We start from the raw sequence: 25082 nt of genomic DNA, 5'->3' as shown, positions 1-25082 counted from the left end.
GAGCCGGCAGCGACCAGCAGGAGCGCCACCGCCCCGATCCAACCGGCAGGACCACCCGTGCCGGGGAGATCCGGGAACCCCGGACCGGCAGGTGTGCTCGGACCACCAGGACCACCAGGACCACCAGGCCCACCAGGACCGCCAGGCCCATCGGGACCCGGTGGCGACGGCTCGGTCGGCGTCTCGTGGGTCGTCGTCCGACAGTCGTCCTCGTCCGCCGGCGCCGCCGCACGGGCGGCAGGCAGGTCCGGACCCTCAGGCGGACACGGCTCAGCCCCGTCGCCGGTCACGACGTTGACGAGGGTCACCCCCGACGCGTCGTCGTCGACCCTGACCTTGTACGTCAGGGTCTGCGTACCCGTGAGCTCTCCGATCTCCCAGCGCAGCGTCGTCCCCGTGACCGCTGCCGTACCGGACGTCGCCTCGACGCTCCCCGGGACCAGCGACGCCCGTGAGAGCACCCGCGACAGGTTGTCGGTCACGACCACCCCATCGACGCTCGACCCGGTCACCACCCCCGCACGGACCGTGTACGTGATCACATCACCAGGATCGACCGTGGAACCCGACGGCGGATCACTCGTCTTCAGCACCGTCCACGTGCTCGCCGGCGGCACAGCATTGTCGTCGTTGGTGATCGTGCAGGTCACGTCCGCGCCGTTGGGGACGGCGAGACTGCCGTCGTCGTCGACGGGCAACTGCGTGTTCGCGGCGACGCACTCCCACGGCGACGCGGTGTAACCCGAAGGCCCGAACTCCTCGAGCTGGTAGGTGCCGGCGTTCACCGTCACACCGGTCACCGCCTCAGACCCGGTGACGCCCGACAGTGGCGTCGGACCGTCAGCGGCCACCGTCCAGTCGGTCGGCTCCGCCGTACCACCGTCGTCGTTGACGACCTCCTTGACCAGCGTGAGCGTGGCCGGCTGGTCGTCGTTGACGATCGTGCAGGTGGCCGCCTCACCGTTGGCCAAGGTGATCCTCGCACCGTCGATGACACCGCCCCCGCCGCAGATCCAGTCGCTCGCGTCATAACCGGCAGGCCCAGACTCCGACAGATCGTACGCGCCAGCAGAAACCTCCGCGTCGGTCACGGCCGCCTCACCAGTCGCGCCGGAGATCGTCGTCGGCCCCGTCGCGGTCAACGTCCAGTCACCGATCACCGCCGTCCCGCCGTTGTCGTTGAAGACCGTCTTCACCAGCGTCAACCTCGCCGGCTCGTCGTTGTTGGTGATCGTGCAGGTCACGTCCGCGCCGTTGGCGACCGTCACCGTGGCACCGGTCACCGTCGCGCCGGTGCAGGTCCAGTCCGACGCGGCGTAACCGGCCGGCCCGTCAACCTCCGACAAGTCATACTCACCCGCCTCCACCGTCGCACCAGTCACCGCGCCAGTGCCAGTCGCACCACTGATCGGCGTCGGCCCATCAGCAGACAGAGTCCACTCCGTCGCCTCCGCCGACCCACCGCTGTCGTTGACGACCTCCTTCACCAACGTCAACGTGCCCGGCGCATCGTCATTCGTGATCGTGCACGTCACGTCAGCACCGAGGCCGACGGACACGGATCCTGCGACCACGGGTAGCGAAGTCCCGTCCGTGACGCACACCCACTGCGAGGCCCCGTACCCCGCCGGTCCCCCAGACTCGGCCAAGGCGTAGGAGCCGACCGCCACGTCCCTGTTCGTCACCGGCGCAGACCCCGTCACCCCCGAGATGCCCCCGGTCGGCCCCGTCGCCGACAACGTCCAGTCGGTCGGCGCCGCAGTGCCGCCGGCGTCGTTGACGACCTCCTTCACCAGCGTCAACGACGATGGCCGAGCAGTGTTGGTGATCGTGCAGGTCACGCTGGCGCCGTTGGCGAGCGTGACGGCAGAGCCCTCGAGCGTCCCGCCGGTCCCCTCACAGGTCCAGTCGCTCGCGTCATACCCTTCCGGGCCGGCCTCGCTCAGGTCATAGGTCCCGGCGATCACGTTCACGTCAGTGACACCGTCGGCGCCGTCGCCGCTGACCGGGTCCTGGTCTGGGATGTCCTGCGGCGTCGCCGTCAGCGTCCAGTCCGCCGGTGTCTGCGTCGCCCCGGTCGAGCCGGCGTCGACGAGCTTGCGCAGCGTCAGCTGCGCGGGGTCGTCCGTGTTGGTGAAGACGCACACGACGTTCTCGCCGGCGCGCACGACGACCTCAGTTGCTGGCTGCGGCGTCCCGTCGACGAAGCACAGCAGCTCGGTGAGCTCGTAACCCTCCACCCCTGACTCACTCAGCGTGTACGGATGGTTCGGACGGACCTCGACCGACTGGGCCTCACCGCGGGCTTCACCGATCACCGCGACGTCGGCGAGTCCCGGCACCGCCGGCACCGGGCTCGGCTCAGCACGCAGCGTGAAGTCTGCGGCGACGGCCGTACCGCCGGAGTTGTTGACGACATCCTTCGCGAGCGTGAGGAGTCCAGTCTGGTTGGTCGCGGTGCAGCTGATGCGTTCCGCGATCGGGACGGTGACGCCGCCGTTGAGGCCGTCGTTGAAGCCGGGGATCTGGCCGCCGTCGGCGTCGATGCGGATACACGTCCACGAGCCCGTGGAGAGCGGATAGGTCTGCAGGTTCGTCCGGTTGTCGACCTGGAGGTACGTCGGAGGGCCGCCGGACTCGGCGAGCTGGTACGGGATGCCCGCGGTGACGATCTGGTCGGTGACCGCGGCGCTTCCGGCCTGTCCGCTCGGGCCGGGCAGCTGTCCCGCCGGTGTGCCGGGAGCGGGAAGGGCGGCCAGGTCCCACAGGGTCGGGGCGGCGCTTCCCTCGACGTCCTTGGCGAGCGTGAGGCGCGACTCGCAGTCGACCGTGTTGCGGACGGTGTAGCTGTTGGCGCCCTCGACCAGATCAGCCGCGTACCCGGTGTCGGCCAGGGGGATCGGCGTCACCGGTTCACCGCCGATCTCCACGATCTCGCCCGGAGAGACCTCGCAAAGGTCAGGATCGATAGCAGGCGCCTCCAGCGTCACCTCCTCGTCGATCACGACCTGTTCACCCGCCACGTATCCCGTCCGGGTGACCCCCCACCCCTGGTCGGTCGCCGGGTCGTCGCCTGGACCGGTGAGCGTCAGCTGAGCAGTGAACCCCGAGGGCTGATTGCCCTCCGGCACGGGGTCGGCGCCGTTGATCACCCACTCTTTGTCCACCGTCACCGACGCCGGTGCCGCCGCCTGGTTGTAGACCGTGCAGCTCACCGCGGCCGTGCTCGACACGTCCACCGTGAAGCCCGCCGCCCCGGCGTTGACGACGGGCACGCTCGCGCCCGTGTCGAGGTTCGTACAGACGGCGTTCGCTCCGCCCACCGGGAAGAGCGCGGTCCCCGGCTGAGTCTGCTCCTGCACCTCGATCGCGCCGGAGGTCACGCCGCCGCTGAAGGTGATGGGATAGTTCACCGCGCTGGAGGAGTCCGTCGTCGCGCTCGTCGTCGGCAGTGTCACACCGGTCGACGCGGTCGAGGCATCGAAGGTCCATCCGGCGCCGCCGGGCGTGGCGTTGGCGATGTCGCCGTCGGCGCCGACGATCTGCTTGACCACCGACAAGGAGCCGGCACAGTCTCCGAGCGCCAGCTCGCGCAGCGCGTCACCCACAACCCCGTAGTTGGAGACCTGGTAGTAGTCGGCGGTCGACGCGTTCGTCCCGTCGTACCGGGTCGGGCCCGAGATCGCCGACAGGTTGAGTCGAGTGGCCGGGTCGCTCACCCCCGCGCCGACGCCGACGGCGATCGTCCGCGTGCCCTTCGCCTTGAGGGCGTTGGCCGAGAAGATCCCGTTCTCCGTCTCGCGAAGTCGGTTGAAGTTGCCGGGGCCCTCTGCAGGCTGGGAGTAGTACGTCGGGTCACCATCGGTGATGACGACCGCGATGTCGTACGTCGGTGACGATTGCGCTGCGACCGCCAGCCCGCGGTCCCAGTTCGTGCCGCCACTGGCGGTCCAGCTGGTGTACCGCGACTTGAAGTCGTCCGCGCCGTTCTGTGTGGAGACGGGCACGAGGCCTGGATAGTTCTGAGTCGCCCCGAGCGCAGGTGAGGTCGTCGAGAACGAGAAGAGCGCCATCTGCGACGGCGTCCCGACGAGCGAGTCGGTGAAGGTGTCTGCTGCGGCCTTGAGATTCGCGAGCTGAGGAGCAGTAACCGATCCCGACAGATCCAGGATCAGCGCGACGTCGAGCCCGCACTGCTGCACGGGCGCTGGGTTGACCCGGGACTGCTGCCAGACGCCGCCGGACGCCACACGGTTCGTGTTTCCCGAACCGATCATGAAGTCGGCGGCCGAGGTGTAGGTGTTGCCGGCGCGCAGGGTCGTGCCCGTCCGGAACCGGTACGGCGTCTCCTGCGACCCGCTCCCATCACCGTTGCCCGTACGGAGGGTCGGGTTCTCGGTGAAGCCGGAGGGCGCGTCGGTCTGGACGATCCAGAACCTCCGGTCGCAGTTGACCCCTGCGCCACCCAGGCATCCGGCCGCCCCGGTCTGGGTGTTGGGGACGACGAAGCTGCAGTCCCCGTCGGCGTCCGACACGCAGGTCGCCCATGCGTCGGCCACCGGGGTCGTCGGGGCCGACGTTCCGTTGTAGAGCCGGAGGGTCACGCCGGCCAGGTTGGTGACGCCGGTCGTGCCGACACGGTCGGCGCCCACCTTGACCGTGATGACGGCGTTGGTGCCTGTCGCCGGCGGGACGTCCGCAGGCGCAACGGCCGGCACCGCACCCGTAGGCGGCGCGCCGAGGAGACCCATCAGCAGCAGCACCGCGGCCGACGCCACGAAGCGACCCGACCGCTTGTTCCAGAATTCCTTGCCGCCCATGGATCCCCCAACCCGGCCCGTGCGTGACGCACTCACGCACGCATAACGGGCATCCTGCCCCAGATGGGACGAACCGGCACACGGGAGCCGGGTCGGGGGCCAGGTCGGGGGCCAGAGGGCTGGAGGGTCAGAGCGTGGCGACGTACCCGAGGAGGTCCTGACGGGTCAGCACGCCGACCGGATCCCCGTCCTCGTGAACGACGACCGCATCGGCGTTCTCAAGCTCGCCGACGGCCTCCTCGACCGGCTCACCGGCTCCCACGCTGGGCAGCGGCGGCGCCATGTGCTCCTCGACCATGTCGGAGAGCGACGCGACTCCGTGGAACAGCTTGTCGAGCAGGTCGCGCTCACTGACCGCTCCCGCGACCTCTGCGGCACGGATCGGCGGCTCGGCCAGCAGGACCGGCATCTGCGAGACGCCGTACTCCCTGAGGATCTTGACCGCCTCGGCGACCGACTCGTGCGGGTGCGTGTGCACGAGGTCGGGGAGGCGCCCGTCCTTGTCGCGAAGCAGGTCACCGACCGTCCGCTCACCCCGGGGCGGGGTGAGGAAGCCGTAGCGGGAGAGCCACTCGTCGTCGAAGACCTTGGTCAGGTAGCCCCGGCCGCCGTCGGGCAGCAGCACCACGATCACTGCCTCAGGATCGTTCAGCTCCTTCGCAAGGCGCACGGCCGCGGCGGCCGCCATGCCCGACGAGCCGCCGACCAGCATGGCCTCCTCGCGGGCGAGACGTCGCGTCGTCGCGAACGAGTCGGCGTCGCTCACCTCGATGATGCGGTCGCAGATGTCACGGTCGTACGTGTCAGGCCAGAAGTCCTCACCGACGCCCTCGACGAGGTACGGGCGACCGGTCCCGCCGGAGTAGACCGACCCGTGCGGATCGGCGCCGACGATCTGGACCCGCCCGTCGCTGACCTCCTTGAGGTAGCGGCCCGTGCCCGAGATCGTCCCACCCGTCCCGATGCCGGCGACGAAGTGCGTGATGCGGCCCTCGGTCTGTGCCCACACCTCAGGCCCGGTCGTCTCGTAGTGCGTGCGGGGGTTGTTCTCGTTCGCGTACTGGTTGGGCTTCCACGCGCCGTCGATCTCGCGGACCAGGCGGTCCGAGACGGAGTAGTAGGAACTCGGGTGCTCCGGCGGCACCGCCGTCGGGCACACGACGACCTCGGCGCCGTACGCCGTAAGGACGTTGCGCTTGTCCTCGCTCACCTTGTCGGGGCACACGAAGACGCAGTGGTAGCCCTTCTCCTGGGCGACCATCGCGAGGCCCACCCCGGTGTTGCCGCTGGTCGGCTCGACGATCGTGCCGCCCGGCTTGAGCTCGCCGGACTCCTCGGCGGCCTCGACCATCCGGGGGGCGATGCGGTCCTTCACGCTCCCGCCCGGGTTGAAGTACTCGACCTTGGCCAGCACGAGGCCGGGTGCGTCGTCGGTCACTCTCCTGAGCTTGACCAGCGGTGTGTCACCGACGAGGTCAAGCAGCGCGTTAGCGTAGTCCACACCCTCAGTCTAGGGAACCCTCGCGAAGGCGAGCACAGCGAAGGGGATGATGGTGTGAGTCGATGACCCGGGCACGAGCAGCGCGCAGGCTGGCCGCCGCCGCCATCGTCGGAGGCGGCGGTGTCGGGGTGCTGGGGGGCAGCGCCGTCGGGCTCCTCAAGATGCAGGCCGGACTCGCACGCCGTGCGATCGGGGTCAGCGACGAACGCCCTCCCTCCCCCGACGGTGTCTACGGTGCCGATCTGCCCGGAGACCCGCTGCGGTTCGTCATGCTCGGCGACTCCACGGGCGTCGGCTACGGGATGACGCGGGCCGAGGACACTCCTCCTTCCCTCATCGGTGCCGGGCTGTCCCAGATTGCCGGGCGTCCGGTCGAGGTGACCAGCCAGGCCGTGGTCGGCGCTGTCTCGGCCGATCTCGCGGAGCAGGTCGAGCTCGCCCTGCCGACGAGGCCCCACGTCGCGGCGATCGTCATCGGCGCCAACGACGTCACCCACGTGAGCAACGTCAACGCGATCTCCGGCGCGGTCGCCGCGCTGGGTGAAGCGGTGCGGGCCCTGCGCCAGCACGGGTGCGAGGTCGTCGTCGGGACGTGCCCCGATCTCGGCTCCGTCCGCCCCCTGCCGCAGCCGCTGCGCTTGATCGCCCGCCAGTTCAGCCGGAGGCTGGCCGCCGCCCAGGTCATCACGGTGGTCGAGGCCGGCGGCCGTGCGGTGTCGCTGAGCGACCTGCTGCAACGCGACTTCTGGAGCGCGCCGACCGAGATGTTCGGTGACGACCGCTTCCACCCGTCGGCGACCGGCTATGCCAGCATGGTCGCCGCGATGCTGCCGTCCGTCGCGGTGGCCGCAGGCGTGTGGGACGAGGACGAGGAGTCCGCCGCCTTCCCTGAGGGCGTCGTGCTGCCCATATCGTTCGCCGCTGCCGAGGCGGCCGACACCGCCGGCACCGAGGTCTCCCGTACGCAGGTCGGCGGCGCCGAACGCGGCCCGCGGGGGCGTTGGGCCGCACTGCGGGTCGTACGCCGATCGCCCTGATCGTCGATCGCCGGAGAGTGACCCGCGAGGGCCGGAGAGTGACCCGCGATCGCCAGAGAGTGACCCGCGAGGGGAAAGGGGAGCGCCCCGCCCCTCTGACGAGGGACGGGGCGCCGGAGGTCCGACCTGCTAGTTATCTCCGCGCAGGATCGCGAGGATGCGCAGGATCTCGATGTAGAGCCAGATCAGCGTGACCGTCAGGCCGAACGCGGCGCGCCAGGACTCGCGCTCCGGGAGACCGGCCTTGATGCCGTTCTCGACGAAGTCGAAGTCGAGGATCAGGCACAGCACACCGAGGACGACGGCGATGCAGCTGACGATCAGGCCGAGCATCGAGAAGTCGCGGATGCCGAAGTCGGCGCCGAAGAAGCTCAGCACGAAGTTGAGCAGGATGACGGCCATGAAGCCGAACAGCGCGGCGGTCACGCCTCGGCGGAACTTGTCCGTGACCTTGATGTTGAAGAAGCGGTAGACGAACAGCGTGCCGGCGAATGCGGCGATCGTGCCGAGGACGGCCTGCGCGACGATGCCGGGGTCACCGACGTAGGAGGAGACGACCTTCGAGAGGGCACCGACGAAGACGCCCTCGACGACCGCATACGCGAGGACGAGCGGCGGGCTGATGACCTTCTTGAAGGAGTTCACCATCGCCAGGACGAAGCCGATGATCGCGCCGCCCGTGGCGAGCGCGAAGGCGGTCGCGAGCTTGCTCTGGTCGGCCGAGATGTCGCCGATCATGAACCACACGACGGCGGCGCTGAGCGCGGTCAGGCCGATCGTCAGAGCGGTCTTCTGGACGACCGAGTCGATCGTCATGCGATCGGCGACGGCGGTGCTGTGCGGCCCCTGACCAGAGCCGCCGTCGTAGCCATCGGACTGACCGATCTGCCACGTGCTGGGGTCCGTGTATCCGGTAGGCGCGGTGCCGGGCCGGGCGGCGCGACCGTTGAACTCGTCGCTGCGGGCAAAGACGGGGTTGTTGCTCTTCATCAATCCTCCGTACGGGGGCGGGCTCGGACAGGAGTCCGTCCTGGTCAACCCTACCGGAGCAGCGGTATTCCCTTCAGGACGTTCACCGCGAGCCCCTGCGGGGCGACAGGCGGCGCGGCAACAGCACCGGAGGGAACGCTCTTACGTATGGTTTCCTGGAAGTCTTCCCCCAGAATCACCGTGATTCTGAACGATCTCGGATCGGTATCCGGTTCGTAACCTCCTCGGACACCCTGGTCACAGATTCGTCACGGCTGTATCGTCTCGCCGGTCGCGTGCGGCAGGATCGACCCAGCCGCCTTGGCCGAGGGGGCGCACTCTGGGAGGTACACAGTGAAGATGGCTCGACTGGCCGCGGGGCTGACAGCCCTGGCCTTGGTGGTGACCGGCTGCGGAGGCGGCGACGACGACGAGGGAGACGGTGGCGCGACGATCCGCCTGCCGCTGAGTCAGGACGTCGAGACGCTCCTGCCGATGGACTCCAACGTCGGCGACAACATCAGCGTGCTCGACGTGGTCTACGACGGTCTCGTGCGCTACGACCCCCAGACGACGAAGCCCTACAACTACGTCGCCGAGGACGTCAGCACCACCGACAACAGGGTGTGGACGATCAAGATCAAGGACGGCTTCGAGTTCCAGAACGGCGAACCGGTCGACGCGGAGGCGTTCGCCCGGGCGTGGAACTACGCCGCGTACGGCCCGAACGCGATGGGCAACTACTACTTCTTCGAGCGCTTCGCCGGCTACGACGCGATGCAGGGCGAAGAGCCGACCGCCAAGGAGCTCTCGGGCCTCAAGGTCGTGGACCCGGGCACCCTCGAGGTCACCCTCAAAGCCCCGTTCGCCGGCTTCTCGACCATGCTCGGCTACACCGGGTTCTTCCCCGTCGCCCAGGAGTGCCTCGACGACGTCGACGCCTGCGCGACCAAGCCCATCGGCAACGGCCCCTTCGAGATCGAGGAGTGGGACCAGGGCCAGAGCCTGACTGCCGTCAGGTGGGCCGACTACAGCGGTGAGGAGACCCCTGACTACGACAGGATCGAGTGGAGGGAGTACTCCGGCGACTCCGACTGGGCCGACTTCGAGGCCGGCGATCTTGACGCCACCTTCCCGCCCCCGGCGGAGTGGGACCGCGCCGCGAACGACCCCGAGCTCTCCTCCCGCATGGTCGAGGGTCCGGGCGCGGCGCTGACCTACGTCGGGTTCCCGATGTACCTCGGCAAGCCGTTCGACGACATCGAGTTCCGCAAGGCCATCTCGATGGCGATCGACCGTGACTCCATCATCGAGAAGGTCGCCCCCGGCCGCTTCGTCGCCGCCGACAGCTGGGTCGTCCCGGACGGCGTTCCCGGCGGCGTCGCCGGGACCTGCGAGTTCTGCACCTTCGACCCGGCCGCAGCGAAGGCCGCGCTCAAGAAGGCCGGCGGTTGGCCCAAGGGCAAGAAGCTCACGATCCACCTCGGCGAAGACCCCGAGAGCGAGGCGATCTTCAAGGCCGTCGGAGACTCGATCCAGCTCAACCTGGGCATCCCCTACCAGCTCGACCCGACACCGGACTACTTCGACCGCCGCACGGCGCGTGACTTCACCGGCATCATGCGGGCGAACTGGTTCGCGGACTACCCGCTCAACGAGAACTACCTCGCCCCGGTCTACGGCAGCGGCGACCCCAAGAAGGGCAACGAGAACTTCGGCTACTACAACGCCGAGTTCGAGAAGCTGATCAAGGAGGGCGACGCGGCTCCGGACCTCGAGGCGGCCGTCACGAAGTATCAGGAGGCGGAGAAGGTCATCGCCTCCGACATGGCCTCCGCTCCGGTCGCGTTCGGCAACAACGTCATGTTCTACAGCGACCGTCTCGACGACGTGGTCCTCGACCCGTTCAGCGGCGAGGTCGAGCTCAGGCTGGTGAAGGTCACCGACTGACGGTGAGCGAGTCCTGGGGTGGCCGGCGTCGACACGGCGCCGGCCACCCGACACGTGCCGCGACGCGGCGATCATGACGAGGAGCTGAGGACGGCGTGGGTCGATACATCGTGCGGCGCGTGCTGCAGGGCTTCCTGACCCTCGTCCTCGTGGTCTTCCTGCTCCACGTCCTGACGACGCTCGCCATCCAGCTCAACGGCAACCCTGCCCTGGCCTTCTTCGGCGAGCGCACGCCGAGCCCGACACAGCTGGCGGCGGTCGAGAAGCGGTACGGGCTCGACGACCCGTGCTACGACCAGACCGGCAACCCCTGCCTCGGACCGTTCGTCGACCGCCTGGGCTCCTACGCGCAGGGGGACCTCGGAGAGAACCTGCGCGGCCGACCCGTGAGCGACATCGTCGGCACCGCCGCCCCCAACACGCTCAAGCTGTTCGCGGTGGTCACCGTGACGTGGGCCGTGATCGGGATGACGCTCGGCTCGATCGCCGCCCGCCGTCGTGGCCGCCTGAGCGACCACGGCATCCGCGGCCTGTCGATCCTCATCGACGCCCTGCCCGTGTTCGTGATGCTGCTGATCTATCGCTACGTGTTCGCCGTGCCGCTGAGCAACTGGGCCAAGGACACGTTCGGTCCCGACAGCCTGCCCGCCCTCCTCTTCAAGCCGTCGTTCTCCCCCGAGAACCCGTGGGCGACGATCATCGTCCCGGGGATCCTGCTCGGCCTCGCGGGCTCGGCCGCGTTCATCCGTGTGGTCCGCGCCGCACAGCTCGAGAACTATCAGGCCGAGCACGTCCGCACGGCACGGTCCAAGGGCCTGACGGAGCGCCACGTGACCCTGCACCACGTCGTCCGCAACTCCTCGATCCCGGTGGCGACCGCGGTCGGCATCGTCTTCACCGAAGCCCTCGCGGGCGTGGTCATCACCGAGGGCATGATGAACATCTACGGGATGGGCGGTGTCCTCTGGAGGGCCGTGCAGGACAGCGATGTCGCCGTCGTGATCGGCATCGTCACCCTCCTGGCCGTGGTCACGATCGTGGTGATGATCGTCGTCGACATCGTCTACGCCGCACTCGACCCGAGGATCCGCTATGAGTGACCCCAGCGTCTCCGCCCTGATCGCGGAGGAGACCAATGCGGGCCTCCCGCCACGCTCGCTGTGGTCGGAGGCGTTCCGCAGCCTCCGACGACGCCCCGACGTGATCCTCGCGACCGTCGTCGCCGCGTTCTTCCTGCTGGTCGCTCTCTTCCCGTTCCTCTTCACGCGCAAGGACCCGCAGCGCTGCGACATCGCCGACGCGCGCATCCCTCCGCAGTGGTTCGGGGGCGCCCACCCGTTCGGCACCAACGCGTACGGGTGCGACGTGCTGGCACAGCTGGTCCACGCCACGCGACCGTCCTTGCTGCTGGCGGTCATCGTCGTCAGCGTCTCCGTGCTGATCGGCGTCACCCTCGGCACGGTCTCGGGCTACTACCTCGGCTGGGTCGACGCCGTCATCTCACGCGTCGTCGAGGTGTTCCTCGTGATCCCGCTCCTGCTGGCGGCCATCCTGCTGCTGTCGCTCTTCCGCAACGTCGACCTCGGCAGCAGCCAGCTCGCGACGATCGCACAGCCGGCGATCGTGCTCACGATGTTCGCGTGGATGGGCTACACGCGCTACGTCCGGGCGAGCGTCCTCGAGGCCAAGAACCTCGACTACGTGACGGCGGCACGCGTCCTCGGCGCCTCCGACCTCCGGATCATGGTCAGACACGTGCTGCCCAACGCGATCGGCACCGTGACGGCCCTCATCCCCACCGCGATCGCCGCGGTGATCAGCTATGAGGCGGTGCTCGCCTTCCTCGGCATCGGTGTGCGCCCGCCGGCGGTCAGCTGGGGAATCATGATCGAGGAAGGCGCGCAGTGGTTCACCGGCGGATCCCGCTATCTGCTGTATTTCCCCCTCGGCTGTCTGATGGCCACCGTTCTCTCCTTCGTCGTGATCGGCGACAACCTCCGCGACGCGCTCGATCCCAAGCTGAAGTGAGGGCTGACGTGACCGATCAGGTTCCCGCGACGACGACTCCCCTCCTCGAGGTCGAGGACCTGGCCGTCGAGTTCACGACCCCCGACGGCGTCGTCCGTGCTGTCGACGGCCTCTCCTACTCGGTCACCCCGGGACGGACGATGGCGATCGTCGGTGAGTCCGGAAGCGGCAAGAGCGTCAGCTCTCTGGCCGTGATGGGCCTACTCCAGATGCCTCCGGCGCGGATCGTCCGCGGGTCGATCCGGTTCAAGGGCGAGGATCTGCTCGGCCTCGGGCCGGCGAGGCATCGGGCCGTGTGCGGCGAGCACGTCGCCATGGTGTTCCAGGACGCGCTGGCCTCGCTCAACCCGGTCCACACCGTCGGCTGGCAGCTCACCGAGGCGCTCCGAGCGCGCCGCGGGCTGTCGCGTCGTGATGCCGGCAAGCAGGCCGTCGAGCTGCTCGACCTGGTCCAGGTCCCGCACGCGACGCAGCGGGTGAAGGAGTACCCGCACCAGTTCTCCGGCGGCATGCGCCAGCGGGTGATGATCGCGATGGCCCTCGCGCTCGATCCGGAGGTGCTGATCGCCGACGAGCCGACGACCGCGCTCGACGTCACCGTCCAGGCGCAGATCATGCGGCTGCTCGGCGAGATCCAGGCAGAGCGGCAGATGGGCCTGGTCCTGATCACCCACGACATGGGCGTCGTGGCCAACGTCGCCGACGACGTCACGGTGATGTACGCCGGTCGCGCCGTCGAGCAGGCGTCGGTCTTCGACGTGTACGCCGCACCCGCGCACCCCTACACCCGCGCTCTGTTGCGTTCGATCCCCCGTCTGGACCAGAAGGGTGGCGGCCTGGCCGTCATTCCCGGGCGCCCGCCCGACCCCACGAGCGTGCCGGACGGCTGCCCGTTCCACCCGCGCTGCGAGCGCGCCGAGGACATCTGCCGGGTGGACCCGCCACCCCCGTCGATCCCGCTCCCCTACGACAGGACCGCCGCCTGCCACTTCGCCGAGGAGGTGATGAACGATGCCCGAGGTTGACGTGGTGCTGGAGGTCCGTGACCTCGCCAAGCACTACCCGGTGCGTCGCGGTGTCGTGCTCAAGCGGCAGATCGGTGAGGTGAAGGCCGTCGACGGCGTCTCGTTGACGCTGCGCAAGGGACGCACGCTCGGCCTGGTGGGCGAGTCAGGGTCAGGCAAGTCGACGCTCGCCAAGGTTCTGGTCGGCGTCGAGAAGCCGACCCGCGGGCAGATCCTCGTGGACGGTCGTGACGTCACCGACGTCGGACGCGCCGAACGCCGCGCGCTGCGCCGCACCATCCAGATGGTGTTCCAGGACCCCTACACGTCGCTGAACCCGCGCATGTCGATCGGCGAGATCGTCGGCGAGGCGTTCGCCATCCATCCCGACATGGCTCCGGCGGGTGACCGGGGGAAGGCGGTGCGCGAGCTCCTCGACCGCGTCGGGCTCAATCCCGACCATGTCCACCGCTACCCGCACCAGTTCTCGGGCGGGCAGCGTCAGCGGATCGGGATCGCGCGCGCCCTCGCCGTACGCCCGCGGATCCTGCTGTGCGACGAGCCGGTCTCGGCCCTCGACGTCTCGATCCAGGGGCAGGTCATCAACCTGCTCGAGGAGCTCCAGGACGACCTCGGCCTCTCGTACCTCTTCATCGCCCACGACCTCTCGGTCGTGCGTCACATCGCCGACGAGGTCGCGGTGATGTATCTCGGGCGGGTGGTCGAGAGCGGGACCGACGACGAGGTCTACGAGCGCCCTCACCACCCCTACACCCGGGCTCTCATGTCGGCGGTGCCGGTTCCGGACCCGACCCGCCGAGACGACGGCCTCGAGATCATGCTCGAGGGCGACGTCCCCTCTCCGCTCGATCCGCCGACCGGCTGCCACTTCCACACCCGTTGCTGGCTGGCCCCGCTGATCGAGGGCAGCGTCGACGCCGAACGCCCCGACGGGCGACCGGTCCCCGCCGTCTGCCGCAACGACCGGCCGAAGCTCGCCCCCCAGGAGTCCCCCGATCATCACGCCGCCTGCCACTTCGCCGCCGATGTCGCCCGCCGTTGAGCTGCCCGACGCCGAGGGTCCGAGGGTCCTCGTCGTCCAGAACTCGCCGACCAGCCACGCCGGCCGCCTCCTCGACTGGTTCACGGAGGCGGGAGTCGTCCCCGTCGTCCTCGCCGGGAGCGAGCTGCCGGCGACGCTCGACGGGTACGGCGGCCTCGTCACGCTCGGCGGCGGGTTCATGCCCGACGCCGACGACCATGCGCCCTGGCTCCCGCACGAACGCAGGCTGACGGTGCAGTCGCTGCAGCGAGAGGTGCCGTTGCTGGGCATCTGCCTCGGTGCCCAGCTCCTCGCCCTCTGCGCGGGTGGCGAGGTGACTGAGCGCTCCGGTGAGACCGAGCGCGGATCCTGCTCGGTCGACCTGCTGCCCGTCGCGGCGGACGACCCGGTGTTCGGCGGGTTCGCCGATGAAGGCCGGCTGCTCATGATCCAGAACCACAGCGACAGCATCACCGCGCTCCCCGCGGGCGCCGACCTTCTGGCCACCAGCGAGGTCTGCCGCGTGCAGGCCTTCCGCGTCGGCGTGTGCGCCTGGGGGGTGCAGTTCCATCCCGAGGTCGGCCCTGAGCGGCTCGCCCAGTGGGACGAGGCGGCTCTCGCGGCCGACGGCTACGACCGCGTGGCGCTGATGGAGTCTGCGGAGGCCGACGCCGACGACAACGAGCGTCAGTCACGCGGGCTGGTCACGGCCTTCGCCGACGTCGTCCGGGCGGCGGCACTGCGGACGGAGGTCTGAGATGTCGCTGCGAGCCACCTACAGCGACGGCACACCGGTGATCGCGTACCGACTGGCCACGGCCTCCGGGGAGGTGCTCGCCGAACGCCGTCCCACGGAGCGGTTCTATGCCGCGAGCACGATCAAGCTGGCACCGCTGGTCGCCGCCGTCCGCCTCGTCGAGTCCGGGGACCTCGCCCTCGACGACACGCTGATCAGCCGAGACACGTTCAGCAGCCAGGTGCCCGAGGCCCCCGACTACCGGTTGGTCCCCGACGACGTCGACCACGGGATGGCCCCGCCCGGAGACCCGATGCCGCTGCGCGACGTCCTCGAGCGGATGATCGTGGTCTCCTCCAACGAGGCGACCAACATGGTCGTCGAGCGGGTCGGGCTGGAGGCGATCGCGAAGGTCCTCGCCGATGCCGGCGCCCACGAGAGTCTGATGGCGCGGCAGTTCGGAGACCAGGTCGCCGCACGGGAGCACGGGGCGAGCAACGTCGTCACGCCGGCCGACCTCGCCACGCTGATGGCGGCGATCGTGTCGGGTCGTCTCGCCGGCCCGGAGGGAACCCGCCTGATGACCGAGATGCTCGCACGCCAGCAGGATCCGCAGATCGCCGCCGGTGCACCCGCCGGGCTGCCATGGGGCAGCAAGTCAGGATCGGTGGACGCGATCCGGCACGACGTCGCCTACCTCGGAGAACCCGGCCCGGGCGCTCTGGTGCTGGCCGTCTGCACACGGGGCTACGCCTATGACGATGCGGACGAGGCGATCCAGGCGATCGGCCAGATGGCGATCGAGCTCACCGGCGTCGACCGCTGAGCGTCACTCCCTCCAGGCGCCAGGTCCATGAGTCGATCCTGACCTTTTCGACCGACAAATCTCACACACTGTGTCGCTGTGTCGTCGTACTGGTGAGAGACACGTTCGGGAACGACGAAGGAGCACGACCTCATGACCGACTACTCGACACTGGCGGACCGCCTGACCGGGACGCTGACCACTCGGGACGAGCCAGACCACACCGCCGGCGCGACCGCGTTCAACCTGACCGTCCAGCACGACCCCGACGCGGTGGTCCACGCGGCGACCGAGGAGGACGTGCTGCAGACCGTCCGCTTCGCCGCCGCGGAGGGAGTCCCGATCCACCTCCACACGACCGGGCACGGTGCGCACGCCGCGTACGAGACCGGCATCCTCCTTGCCCTCGGCGGGCTCTCGTCGGTCGCGATCGACCCCGCCGCGCGGACCGCGAAGGTGGGGGGCGGCACGCGCTGGGCCGATGTCGTCGCCGCGGCGGCCGAGCACGGTCTGGCACCGGTCACGGGGTCCTCGACCAACGTCGGCGTGGTCGGCTTTCTCGTCGGCGGGGGCCTCGGCCCGCTGGCACGCAGTCACGGCTTCGGGTCGGACCACGTGGTCTCGGCGCGGGTCGTCACCGGCAACGGGGAGGTGGTCGACGCGTCGTCGTACGGCGACACCGAGCTCTACTGGGCCCTGCGCGGCGGTAAGACCGGACTCGGAGTGGTCACCGAGATCACGCTCGCGCTGGCGGAGGTGCCGTCGCTCTACGCGGGCACCCTCTTCTTCGACCTCGAGGAGAGCACCGAGCCGTACGCGCGCTGGCTCGACTGGACGACCACGGCACCGACCGACGTCACGACGAGCGGGCTCATCGTCGGCTTCCCCGACCTCGAGGTCGTCCCGTCGCCGATGCGGGGCAAGCACCTGTTCGCGCTCCACGTGGCGTATCCCGGTCCCGAGGACGACGGAGCGGCCCTGAGCGAGCCGCTGCGCGAGCTGGGGTCGGTCTATCTCGACGACCTTGGACCGCTCCCGCTGGCCGACGTCGCACGGATCACGAACGATCCCACCCAGCCCGGCCCGTCCTTCCTCCGCGGAGCGACGCTGACGCACGTCGACCGCGACTTCGCCGAGGCCGTGCTCGCGCTGGCCGGCCCGGGCAGCGACCTGCCGATCATGGGGCTGGAGGTCCGCCACGTGGGCGCCGCGACGGCGGTGGAGACCTCCGAGACCGATGCCGTCGGGTTCCGAGACTTCGACTACACGCTGACGATGCTGGGAGCTCCTGACCCGGCCCTCTTCGGAGAGGTCCTGCCGAGCGTGTTCGCCCGGGTGGAGGAGACGGTGGCGCCGTGGCGTTCTCCGCACCTGACGCCCAACTGGATGGCCGACCCACGCGATCCCGACGAGGAGGCACGGACCTGGCCGGCAGGCGTGCGCGCACGGCTCGCCGCCGTCCGCGCCGCGTACGATCCCGCGCACGTGTTCCAAGCCTGAGCCGGGCAGCCGGGCCTCACGCCCGTCGCGCTGGCTCCCTGCCCAGGCGCTCCGGCGCAGCGTCACGCGCGCGTGAGAACGGGTCGTCGACGAAACCGACGCCTCGGCGATCCGGCCGAACCGCTCCAGCATCCGCGCCGGTCACCGCGACCTGGGTGGTCTCGGGCGAGCGACGACCGCGGGCAGCGGTCGGCACGTGCTCCCGGCGGGATTCGAACCCACACTGAGACGGGTTTAAGCCGTCTGCCTCTGCCGTTGGGCTACAGGAGCGTGGGGCTATTGTCGCTCAGGCGACGGCACCGGCGACGACTATGCCGGGGCTCCGCTGATCGCGTAGGCCCGCACCGCGCGTCGCTCGAGGTTGTCGCGCACGAGCACGAGCGACACTCGCCACATCCGCGTGTGCTGCACGCCGACGGCGTCCACGACGGCGTCCCAGTGCTCCATCAGCCGTCCCCCGATCTGGCGCAGACGCTCGCGCTCGTCGGCGACGGCGTCCTGGACGGCGTCGACGACGAGGCCCTCGCTCTCCCAGCGGGCGATGGCGGCACTGAGTGGCTCGGGCACGGTGTAGACGATCTCGGTCCGTGCGTTTGCCTCCTCGGCGCCGCTGCCGAGGATCGCGTCGGCGAGCCCCGCGGCGCCGCTGCCGAGGATCGCGTCGGCGAGCTCCGCGGGAAGCTCGGCGCGGATCTGGCCCGGGACGTCGAGGTGTCCGGTGACCGCGTCGACCGGTTCCGAGGGTCCCCGGGGCGCAGGCCCCACCGCTCCGAGCTGGACGGTCAGGCGCAGGACCTCACGCCGGTCGGCGGGCTCCAGGGCGCGCTTGGCGGAGGCCTGCTCGACGTAGTCGCGCATCAGGCGGACCGCGGTCTCGAGGTCCCCGTCGACCGTGAGCTCGCCGGCGATGTAGGCCTTGGCGATGCCCTCCTGCCCCGGCGACCACATCAGCCGGCGGACCGTCCGGCGCGACTCGAAGTGCGCCTCGATGTCGGCGTCACCCGACTCGGGTTCGACGCGGGAGCCGTCCCAGGCGGTGAAGGTGACCGGCGGTGCTTCGCCGTAGACCTGCACGAGCAGGTCGACCAGTCGGCCGGCCACTCCGGTGGCATGCGTCTCGATGGTGCCCTCAGTCATCTCCAACCTCCTTGGCGCGGATCATGACAGCGTCGAGCATGGGCTCGGTGAGCCGTCCTGTGAACGTGTTCTGCTGGCTGGGGTGGAAACAGCCCAGAAGCTGGACCGTACCCCCCGACGGTTTCGGGAGGGTGACCTCGACACCGTGACCGAACTTCGGCCGCGGTCGCGGGACCACCGCACCGAGTGCACCCAGGGTCCGCAGCGCCGCGTCCCAGCCGTAGCCGCCCAGGGCGACGATCGCGCGCACCGAGGGCAGGACCTCACGGAGCTCCTCCTCCAACCAGGGTGCGCAGGTGTCGCGTTCATCGTTGGTCGGCTTGTTCGCCGGAGGCGCGCAGCGCACGGCGGCGACCATGCGGGCTCGGAGCAGTCGCTGGCCGTCGCCGGCGTGGGTGCTGGTCGCCTTCGCGGCCAGGCCGACACGGTGCAGCGACGCGAACAGCCAGTCGCCGGAGCGGTCACCGGTGAAGATCCGGCCTGTCCGGTTGCCCCCGTGCGCGGCCGGCGCGAGGCCGACGATCAGGACCTTCGGCTCGGGGTCGCCCCACCCGGGGATCGGCCGCCCCCAGTACGGCTCGTCGGCGAACGCCCGCCGTTTGGTGACCGCGACCTCCTCACGCCACGCGACGAGGCGCGGGCACGCGCGACAGACCGAGACCCGTGCGTCGAGGTCGTGGAGAGAGTCGGCCCGGGCGGCCAGCGCGCGGACGTCGGCGGCGCTCTCGGCCACCGGCGTCGACGCAGTCGCGGGATCGTCGGGCCAGCCCGTGCCGGGCAGGACCGGCGAGGTGAACGCCGACGAGGTCAGCGGGTCACCGTCGACTCTGCCAGACACCCTCCCACCCTAGTCCGGACGCCGACCGACAACCTTCACCTCCACGAAATCCGCTCGACACGTGCCGTACGTAGCGTCCACGCACGAGCTCGAGCCGGTGCACGCACCGGGTGTGCGACGAGGGGAGGATCCGATGGTCGTCGACCCCTTCATCGGCACGTCCGCGACCGACCTGCCTCCCGCGACCGGTCTCGCCGCGACCTGGTGGTCGCCCAAGCCCCAGGTCGGCAACACCCACCCAGGCGCCTGCCACCCGCTCGGGATGGTCTCCGCGTGCTCCTACTCGGGCGCGTACCCGACCGGCTACGGGCGCTACGACCTCAGCACCGAGGGCGTCCCGACCGCCATCTTCGACGAGCCGGTCGCCTCCGGGTTCACCCACTTCCAGCAGTCGGGCACGGGCGCGATCCGCAAGTACTACAACTACTTCCGGGTCACTCCGATGCTCGAGCCCCTCGACGCCCTCGGGCGTACGTGGGGACTGCACGAGGAGGAGGCAGGTCCGGGCTGGTACGCCGCCACGCTCGACTCCGGGGTGCGGTGCGAGATCACGGTCGGCCCCAAGAGCGCCGTGCACCGCTACACGTTCCCAGCGCACCACGACGCACGGCTGGTGGTCGACCTCTCCCTCGGCGGGCTCGCCATCCCGTACGGCGCCACCGTCCCTCTGCGCTCGCACCTGGAGTCCGTCGCCCCCGGTGTCGCGCGCGGCGAGATCGTCGTCGAGGGTGCACCGCTGGCGGTCCACCTGGAGTGCGACGCCGACCGGTGGCGGCAGATGCTCTGGTACGACCGGCGGCTGATGGCCGGCGGGAGCCGGCTCGACTTCAGCGACATCCGGACCACGACGCTGCGCCCGTTCGGCGTGATGTGGGCGGGTCCGACGACCGCCGGTCAGGTCGTCGAGCTGCGGCTGGGGTTCTCGCTGCGGGGAACGGTCCAGGCACACACCAACCTCGTCGCGGACTGCGGGCAGCAGAGGACGAGCTTCACGACGCGGCGTGCCGCGACCACGCGAGCGTGGGACCAGCACCTCGGTCTGCTCGAGGTCGACTGCCCCGACCCGAAGCGCCGTACGGTCTTCGAGACCGCGCTCTACCACTCCCTCGTGAAGCCGTGCCTCGCACCGGACGAGAGCCCGTTCTGGCCCGCGGACGGGCCCTTCGCCTTCGACATCAGCACGATGTGGGACATCTACCGCACCCAGCTCCCCCTGCTCACGGCGCTGGTCCCAGAACGCGCCGTGGAGCTCGCCAATGCCCTGCTGCACGTGTGCGAGGAGGAGGGCAACCTCCCGATCGGCTACCGGATGGCGCGAGGCGCCGACGTGTTCTCCCGCCAGGCGAGCGCTCTCGTGCAGACGTTCCTCGCCGACCTCTGCGGGCTCGGTCTGGCCGGCGTCGACTGGGACTGGGCGCTCGTCCACATGCACAACGACCTCCGTCGGGGCTACGGCGAGGACTACCTCCTGCGTGGGGTCGCCCATCCGATCAGCCACACCCTCGACCTTGCCTTCGGCTACTGGTGCACCCAGCGGGTCGCCGAGCACGTCGGCGACAAGGCGCTGGCGGCCGAGCTCGCTCCGTACGCCGCCGGGTGGAGCAACGCATTCGACCCTGCCACCGGGCTGCTGCTGGACTCGACGTTCTACGAGGGCGGCCGTTGGAACTACTCGTTCCGGCTGCTTCACGACATGGCGGGACGGATCACGCTCGCGGGAGGACCCGAGGCGTTCATCGCGATGCTCGACCGCTTCTTCGGCTACGACGCCGAAGGGGTCACGCAGCCGGGCGAACGCCCCAGCGTCCAGGAGATGGCACGCGGCTACGCGCTGGACCGGTTCGAGGGCCTCAACAACGAGCCCGACATGGAGGCACCCTGGGCGTACCACTACGCCGGGCGACCGGACCGTACGGCCGAGATCGTGCACGCCGCCCTCCATCAGCGCTTCGGCACCGGGCCTGGCGGCCTGCCCGGGAACGACGACTCCGGGGGTCTGAGCTCCTGGTACGTCTGGGCGTCGCTCGGCCTCTTCCCCGTGGCCGGACAGAACGTGTTCCTCCTCAACGCACCCTCCTTCGCCGGCGCGGTGATGCGGCTGGGCGAGGCCACGCTCGAGCTGGAGACCACCGGATTCGTCGAGCCCGGCCCGGACACGCCGCCGCAGTACGTCCAGTCCGCATGGCTCGACGGCCGCCCGCTGCACCGCACCTGGCTCGACGGCGCCGAGCTGCACCGGGGTGGGCGCCTGCTCGTCGAGCTCGGAGCCCAGCCCAGCCCGTGGGGGCGCGACCCGTCGTCGTTCCCGCCGTCCTTCCCCGCCGGCTCCAGCCGTACGGGTGTCGTCACCGTCCCTCCACCGAATGGGGTGTCATGACCATGCAACCGCCGTACCGTCTCGTCATCGTGGTCCGGGCCGACCCCGTCATCTGCGGGCACTCCGGCGAGGCACGCAACCTCGCCGAGGCCGCGCTCTCCCGCGGGTTCACCGACGTCCGCATCGTCACCTGGCCGATCGACCGCCTCGAGGAGGCAGGGCTTCCGCTGAAGCCCCTCGACTCGGTCCTCCCCTACTCTCCGGGCATCACCGTCGAGCGCCCTGCGCCCGTCGGCGACTACAAGGTGCCAGACGGCCGCTATCTCGCCGGGCTCACCGGCCGGCTCGTGGAGCTGTTCACCGACGGAGTGCCGACGGTGGCCCTGTCGCTCTACCTGAGCCCGCACGCGATGGCCGTCGCCGACGCCGTCCGCGTGGCACGGGCCACCGGGCTTCCGGTGGACGTCACCACGGTCGCCGAAGCCGTCGGCTCCGACGTGACCAACGTGGTGCGGTCGTGCCTCGACGAGGACCGGTTCGGGGCCGCGGCCCACGTCTTGACGACCTACCTGAGCAACGACGTCTGCCTCGCGGTCTCCCGCTACACCCGCGACCTGGTCGTCGCGTGCGCGCGCGAGATCGACGCACGCCACGGCACCCGGTTCGCCGTCGCCTGCGAGGAGCGCATCGGCATCTCGTACCCGGCGATCGACACCCGCGCCTACACCGCCCTCGACGAGACGGCGATCGACGACGCGCTGGCGGCTCGAGGGCTGGAGCGCGACCACTACGTCCTCTTCCTCTCCCGGCTCGCGGCGGCCAAGGGCATCGACGACCTCATCGACGGGTTCGCCCGCAGCGCGGCGGCACGCCGGACGACGTTGGTCATCGCCGGCCGGGGACCGGAGGCGCACGAGCTGCGGGACCACGCCGCCTCCTGTCCGGTCGCTGACCGCATCCTCTTCCTCGACGACGTCGACGACGCGGAGAAGCCGCTCCTGATGGCCGGGTGCGCTGCCTTCGTCCTCCCGAGCAAGCCGCGGCCTGAGTTCGTGGAGACGTTCGGGATCGCGCTCGTCGAGAAGATGCTGGCCGGCGGCGGTCCCGTCGTCACGACGGAGACCGGCGGGATCGGCGAGGCGGTCGGGGACCACGCCACGATCGTGGGGACCGAGGACCCGGCGGGCATCGCTGCCGCGATCGACGAGGCGGTCCTGCGCACCAGCGCGTCCGACCGGCTCCGCAAGGCGGAAGCCGCGCGCGCTCACGCCCTTCAGTTCGACCGTGCGAACGTGCTCGACGGGATCCTGCGTCAGCTCTGGGCCGCTCGGAGCGCCTCCACGCTGGAGACCGCCATCGGGGCGTGAGCGCCGGGAGCGCTCACACCAGCGACCAGGCGACCCCGTCAAGGATGTCGTGCTCGGAGATCACCAGAGTGTCCGTGGCCGCACGTCGCAGGAGGCAGGCGACGATCAGTGCGCCTCCCCCGATGACGTCGGCTCGACCCGGGTGCATGAACGGCCACGAGCGCCGCTCCGCGTGCGACGCCGCGACGATGGCGGCGCACGAGCTGAGCACGTCGGAGACGGCCAGCCGCGCGTGGTGGATACGGGCGGAGTCGTACCGGTCCAGTCCGAGGACGTGCGCTGCCGCGGTCGTGAGCGTGCCGGCGACACCGACGACGGTACGCGCGTCGGTGAGGTCGACCGTCGCCCCGTCGAGCACCGCGTCGACGTCGGCCACGCAGGCGGCGATCTCCTCGGGCGTCGGCGGATCGCTGTGCAGGTGGCGCTCGGTCATCCGCACCGACCCGATGTCGAGCGACTGCTCGGTCTCGGCAGCACCGTCCCGGCCCAGGATGAGCTCGGTCGAGCCGCCGCCGATGTCCACGACCAGCAGCGGCTGGTCGACGCCGGGGAGGTCGCGGGTCGCGCCGGCGAACGACAGCGCGGCCTCCTCGGCTCCGGAGACGACGTCGGGCACGACACCCAGGCGCTCGCGCACACCGGCCGCGAAGAGGTCGGCGTTGTCGGCGTCGCGCGTCGCCGACGTCGCCACGAAGCGCAGGCGCTCGGCGCCGCACTCGGCGATCACCTGCGCATAGTCCTCGCACGCCGCGAAGGTCCGCTCCAGGGCACGCTCGTCGAGCCTCCCCGTCCGGTCGACGCCGTGCCCGAGCCTGACAATCTCCATCCGTCGGACGAGATCGGTCGCTGTCGCCGCCTCACGGTCCAGATCGGCGACCAGCAGCCTGATGGAGTTGGTGCCGCAGTCGATCGCGGCGACCCGGCTCACGCTCACGGGACCTCCCGAGCGCCGGCGAGCTGAGCGGGCGGCTCTCCGGGTCCGTCACAGGTCGTCCCCGTCCACCAGTCGCCGAGCAGCACGACGGCTTCGTCGCCGAGCGGGTTGACGCCGGGTCCCTTGGCGAGCGCGTGCCCGACGAGGACGTGGAGACACTTGACCCGGGTCGGCATCCCGCCTGCGGAGACGTCGTGGATCTCGGGCACCTCGGCGAGAGCCTCGCGCTCCTCGAGGTAGGAGGCGTGGGCGCGGGCGTAGGCCGCGGCGAGCTCGTCGTCCTCGGTGAGGCGCTCGCTCATCTCCCGCATCAGTCCCGACGCCTCGAGGGTGCCGATCATCGCGTTGAGGCGGGTGCAGGTGACGTAGAACAACGTCGGGAACGGCGTGCCGTCGGGCAGTCTCGGCTCGGTCTTGACGACGTTCGGATGACCGGACGGGCATCGGCTCACCACCGCGACCACGCCTCGCGGTGGTCGGCCGAGCTGGGCCTGGATCGCGTCGAGGTCAGCCTGGCTGGGAGGTCGGTCGATCACTGGCCTTCGTCCTGAATCTTGGGGGTCACGACCTCGTCGCTCGGGGTCGGAGTGGTCTTGTCGGGCACGCCGCCGGCGACCTCGACCGATCCCCACAGCGTCTCGTGCCACTGCGGGCCCGGACTGGCCGCGGGCGGGGCGTCGGGAAGCTCGGGTCCCTTGCCGACGGGTTTTCCGTCGGGGCCGAGGACGGTGAACCCGATCTCTCCGGGCATCACCCACCCGAAGCGCGAGCGCGCCTGCTGCTCGACGTACTCCGGGTCGTCGAAGCGGAGCTTCTCCTTCTCCAGCCGCTCGATCGCGGCGCTGGACTCCGAGATCTGGGCCCGCGTCGTCGCCAGTGCGTCACGTTGCTGGAGGAACGCCTTCAGACTCGAGGCGTAGGAGATCGCGAGCACGAGAAGCACCAGGAGCAGCACCGCCATCCGGCGGGTGATCCGCGGGGAGCCGTACGTGGTGACGGCCTCGGCCGCCGCCGGCGTCGCGGCGCGTCCTCGGCGGGCGGCACCGGGCCGGCGGCCCGGATGCCTCGAGGACGGGCGGCGCGACGTCGGCGGCACC

Annotated in this window: 18 protein-coding genes, 1 tRNA gene and 1 pseudogene; 11 read left to right on the top strand and 9 right to left on the bottom strand. The window is 70.3% G+C overall.

The genetic code is table 11. The annotated features are described in order from the left end of the window. Window positions 1-4820: pseudogene (locus tag KV100_RS14230) on the bottom strand (DUF11 domain-containing protein); the annotation flags it as partial. 127 nt (window positions 4821-4947) lie between these two features. Continuing rightward, window positions 4948-6321 (bottom strand): cystathionine beta-synthase, encoded by a 1374-nt coding sequence (locus KV100_RS14225; RefSeq protein WP_220343672.1) that lies wholly within the window; start codon window positions 6319-6321, stop codon window positions 4948-4950. 62 nt (window positions 6322-6383) lie between these two features. On the opposite strand from KV100_RS14225, the gene KV100_RS14220 reads away from it, so the two are divergent. Continuing rightward, the gene (locus tag KV100_RS14220) at window positions 6384-7358 is read left to right on the top strand and encodes an SGNH/GDSL hydrolase family protein (protein ID WP_220343671.1); all 975 of its coding nucleotides are present in this window, start codon (window positions 6384-6386) and stop codon (window positions 7356-7358) included. A 129-nt stretch (window positions 7359-7487) separates the two neighbouring features. On the opposite strand, the gene KV100_RS14215 is transcribed toward KV100_RS14220, so the two are convergent. Next, the gene (locus tag KV100_RS14215) at window positions 7488-8348 is read right to left on the bottom strand and encodes a Bax inhibitor-1/YccA family protein (protein ID WP_220343670.1); all 861 of its coding nucleotides are present in this window, start codon (window positions 8346-8348) and stop codon (window positions 7488-7490) included. A gap of 339 nt (window positions 8349-8687) precedes the next feature. On the opposite strand from KV100_RS14215, the gene KV100_RS14210 reads away from it, so the two are divergent. The 8 genes from KV100_RS14210 (at window position 8688) to KV100_RS14175 (ending at window position 17392) form a co-directional block, all read left to right on the top strand. After that, window positions 8688-10277, top strand: a complete 1590-nt coding sequence (locus tag KV100_RS14210; protein ID WP_220343669.1) for an ABC transporter substrate-binding protein — start codon at window positions 8688-8690, stop codon at window positions 10275-10277. A gap of 95 nt (window positions 10278-10372) precedes the next feature. Further along, window positions 10373-11377, top strand: coding sequence for an ABC transporter permease (locus KV100_RS20215; RefSeq protein WP_220343668.1), 1005 nt, complete (start codon window positions 10373-10375; stop codon window positions 11375-11377). Continuing rightward, window positions 11370-12305 (top strand): ABC transporter permease, encoded by a 936-nt coding sequence (locus KV100_RS14200; protein ID WP_220343667.1) that lies wholly within the window; start codon window positions 11370-11372, stop codon window positions 12303-12305. Before KV100_RS20215 ends, KV100_RS14200 begins: the two co-directional genes overlap by 8 nt. A gap of 8 nt (window positions 12306-12313) precedes the next feature. After that, on the top strand, window positions 12314-13330 hold the full coding sequence (locus KV100_RS14195; RefSeq protein ID WP_220343666.1) for an ABC transporter ATP-binding protein: 1017 nt from the start codon (window positions 12314-12316) through the stop codon (window positions 13328-13330). Continuing rightward, window positions 13317-14372 carry an ABC transporter ATP-binding protein gene (locus tag KV100_RS14190; protein WP_220343665.1) on the top strand — a complete coding sequence of 352 codons (1056 nt, stop codon included), beginning with the start codon at window positions 13317-13319 and terminating at the stop codon, window positions 14370-14372. Before KV100_RS14195 ends, KV100_RS14190 begins: the two co-directional genes overlap by 14 nt. Then, window positions 14356-15108, top strand: a complete 753-nt coding sequence (locus KV100_RS14185; protein WP_220343664.1) for a type 1 glutamine amidotransferase — start codon at window positions 14356-14358, stop codon at window positions 15106-15108. Before KV100_RS14190 ends, KV100_RS14185 begins: the two co-directional genes overlap by 17 nt. A 1-nt stretch (window position 15109) precedes the next feature. Beyond that, a complete protein-coding gene (locus KV100_RS14180) occupies window positions 15110-15913 on the top strand; it encodes a serine hydrolase (RefSeq protein ID WP_220343663.1) in 804 nt (267 codons plus the stop codon). Window positions 15914-16045: 132 nt separating this feature from the next. Then, complete coding sequence (locus KV100_RS14175; RefSeq protein ID WP_220343662.1) at window positions 16046-17392, top strand: FAD-binding oxidoreductase; 1347 nt, start codon at window positions 16046-16048, stop codon at window positions 17390-17392. A gap of 197 nt (window positions 17393-17589) precedes the next feature. Here KV100_RS14175 and KV100_RS14170 read toward each other — a convergent pair. The 3 genes from KV100_RS14170 to KV100_RS14160 all read right to left on the bottom strand — a co-directional run bounded on the left by KV100_RS14170 (window position 17590) and on the right by KV100_RS14160 (window position 19367). Further along, window positions 17590-17662 (bottom strand) — tRNA-Leu (locus KV100_RS14170). A gap of 39 nt (window positions 17663-17701) precedes the next feature. Beyond that, entirely contained in the window at window positions 17702-18529 is an 828-nt protein-coding gene (locus tag KV100_RS14165) for a hypothetical protein (protein ID WP_220343661.1), read from the bottom strand. Next, on the bottom strand, window positions 18522-19367 hold the full coding sequence (locus tag KV100_RS14160) for a uracil-DNA glycosylase (protein ID WP_308291446.1): 846 nt from the start codon (window positions 19365-19367) through the stop codon (window positions 18522-18524). Before KV100_RS14160 ends, KV100_RS14165 begins: the two co-directional genes overlap by 8 nt. Before the next feature lie 61 nt (window positions 19368-19428). Between KV100_RS14160 and KV100_RS14155 the strand changes: the two genes are divergently transcribed. Together KV100_RS14155 and KV100_RS14150 are read left to right on the top strand one after the other, a co-directional pair. Further along, window positions 19429-21744 (top strand): glycoside hydrolase domain-containing protein, encoded by a 2316-nt coding sequence (locus KV100_RS14155; protein ID WP_308291445.1) that lies wholly within the window; start codon window positions 19429-19431, stop codon window positions 21742-21744. Continuing rightward, window positions 21741-23051 (top strand): glycosyltransferase, encoded by a 1311-nt coding sequence (locus KV100_RS14150; protein ID WP_220343660.1) that lies wholly within the window; start codon window positions 21741-21743, stop codon window positions 23049-23051. The genes KV100_RS14155 and KV100_RS14150 overlap by 4 nt, the downstream gene beginning before the upstream one ends. A 13-nt stretch (window positions 23052-23064) precedes the next feature. Here the strand turns inward: KV100_RS14150 and KV100_RS14145 are convergent, their stop codons facing one another. The 3 genes from KV100_RS14145 to KV100_RS14135 are packed head-to-tail and all read right to left on the bottom strand — an operon-like array spanning window position 23065 to window position 25081. Then, window positions 23065-23985: a Ppx/GppA phosphatase family protein gene (locus KV100_RS14145; RefSeq protein ID WP_220343659.1), complete on the bottom strand. Its 921-nt coding sequence runs from the start codon at window positions 23983-23985 to the stop codon at window positions 23065-23067. Then, on the bottom strand, window positions 23982-24521 hold the full coding sequence (locus tag KV100_RS14140) for a DUF501 domain-containing protein (protein ID WP_374107003.1): 540 nt from the start codon (window positions 24519-24521) through the stop codon (window positions 23982-23984). The genes KV100_RS14145 and KV100_RS14140 overlap by 4 nt, the downstream gene beginning before the upstream one ends. Further along, the gene (locus tag KV100_RS14135) at window positions 24518-25081 is read right to left on the bottom strand and encodes a septum formation initiator family protein (RefSeq protein ID WP_220343658.1); all 564 of its coding nucleotides are present in this window, start codon (window positions 25079-25081) and stop codon (window positions 24518-24520) included. Before KV100_RS14135 ends, KV100_RS14140 begins: the two co-directional genes overlap by 4 nt. Window position 25082: the final 1 nt, after the last annotated feature.

Origin of the sequence: Mumia sp. zg.B21, from assembly GCF_019550855.1 — a bacterium.
Classification (GTDB): Bacteria; Actinomycetota; Actinomycetes; order Propionibacteriales; family Nocardioidaceae; genus Mumia.
Note: the sequence above shows the minus strand (reverse complement) of the source record. Positions and strands in the feature narration are given on the sequence as shown.

Bases quoted from the DNA above. Each gene is read 5' to 3' on its own strand.
- KV100_RS14215 (WP_220343670.1), bottom strand. From the start codon at position 8,348: ATGAAGAGCAACAACCCCGTCTTTGCCCGCAGCGACGAGTTCAACGGT.
- KV100_RS14190 (WP_220343665.1), top strand. From the start codon at position 13,317: ATGCCCGAGGTTGACGTGGTGCTGGAGGTCCGTGACCTCGCCAAGCAC.
- KV100_RS14200 (WP_220343667.1), top strand. From the start codon at position 11,370: ATGAGTGACCCCAGCGTCTCCGCCCTGATCGCGGAGGAGACCAATGCG.
- KV100_RS14185 (WP_220343664.1), top strand. From the start codon at position 14,356: ATGTCGCCCGCCGTTGAGCTGCCCGACGCCGAGGGTCCGAGGGTCCTC.
- KV100_RS14150 (WP_220343660.1), top strand. From the start codon at position 21,741: ATGACCATGCAACCGCCGTACCGTCTCGTCATCGTGGTCCGGGCCGAC.
- KV100_RS14175 (WP_220343662.1), top strand. From the start codon at position 16,046: ATGACCGACTACTCGACACTGGCGGACCGCCTGACCGGGACGCTGACC.
- KV100_RS14210 (WP_220343669.1), top strand. From the start codon at position 8,688: ATGGCTCGACTGGCCGCGGGGCTGACAGCCCTGGCCTTGGTGGTGACC.
- KV100_RS14165 (WP_220343661.1), bottom strand. From the start codon at position 18,529: ATGACTGAGGGCACCATCGAGACGCATGCCACCGGAGTGGCCGGCCGA.
- KV100_RS14220 (WP_220343671.1), top strand. From the start codon at position 6,384: ATGACCCGGGCACGAGCAGCGCGCAGGCTGGCCGCCGCCGCCATCGTC.
- KV100_RS14180 (WP_220343663.1), top strand. From the start codon at position 15,110: ATGTCGCTGCGAGCCACCTACAGCGACGGCACACCGGTGATCGCGTAC.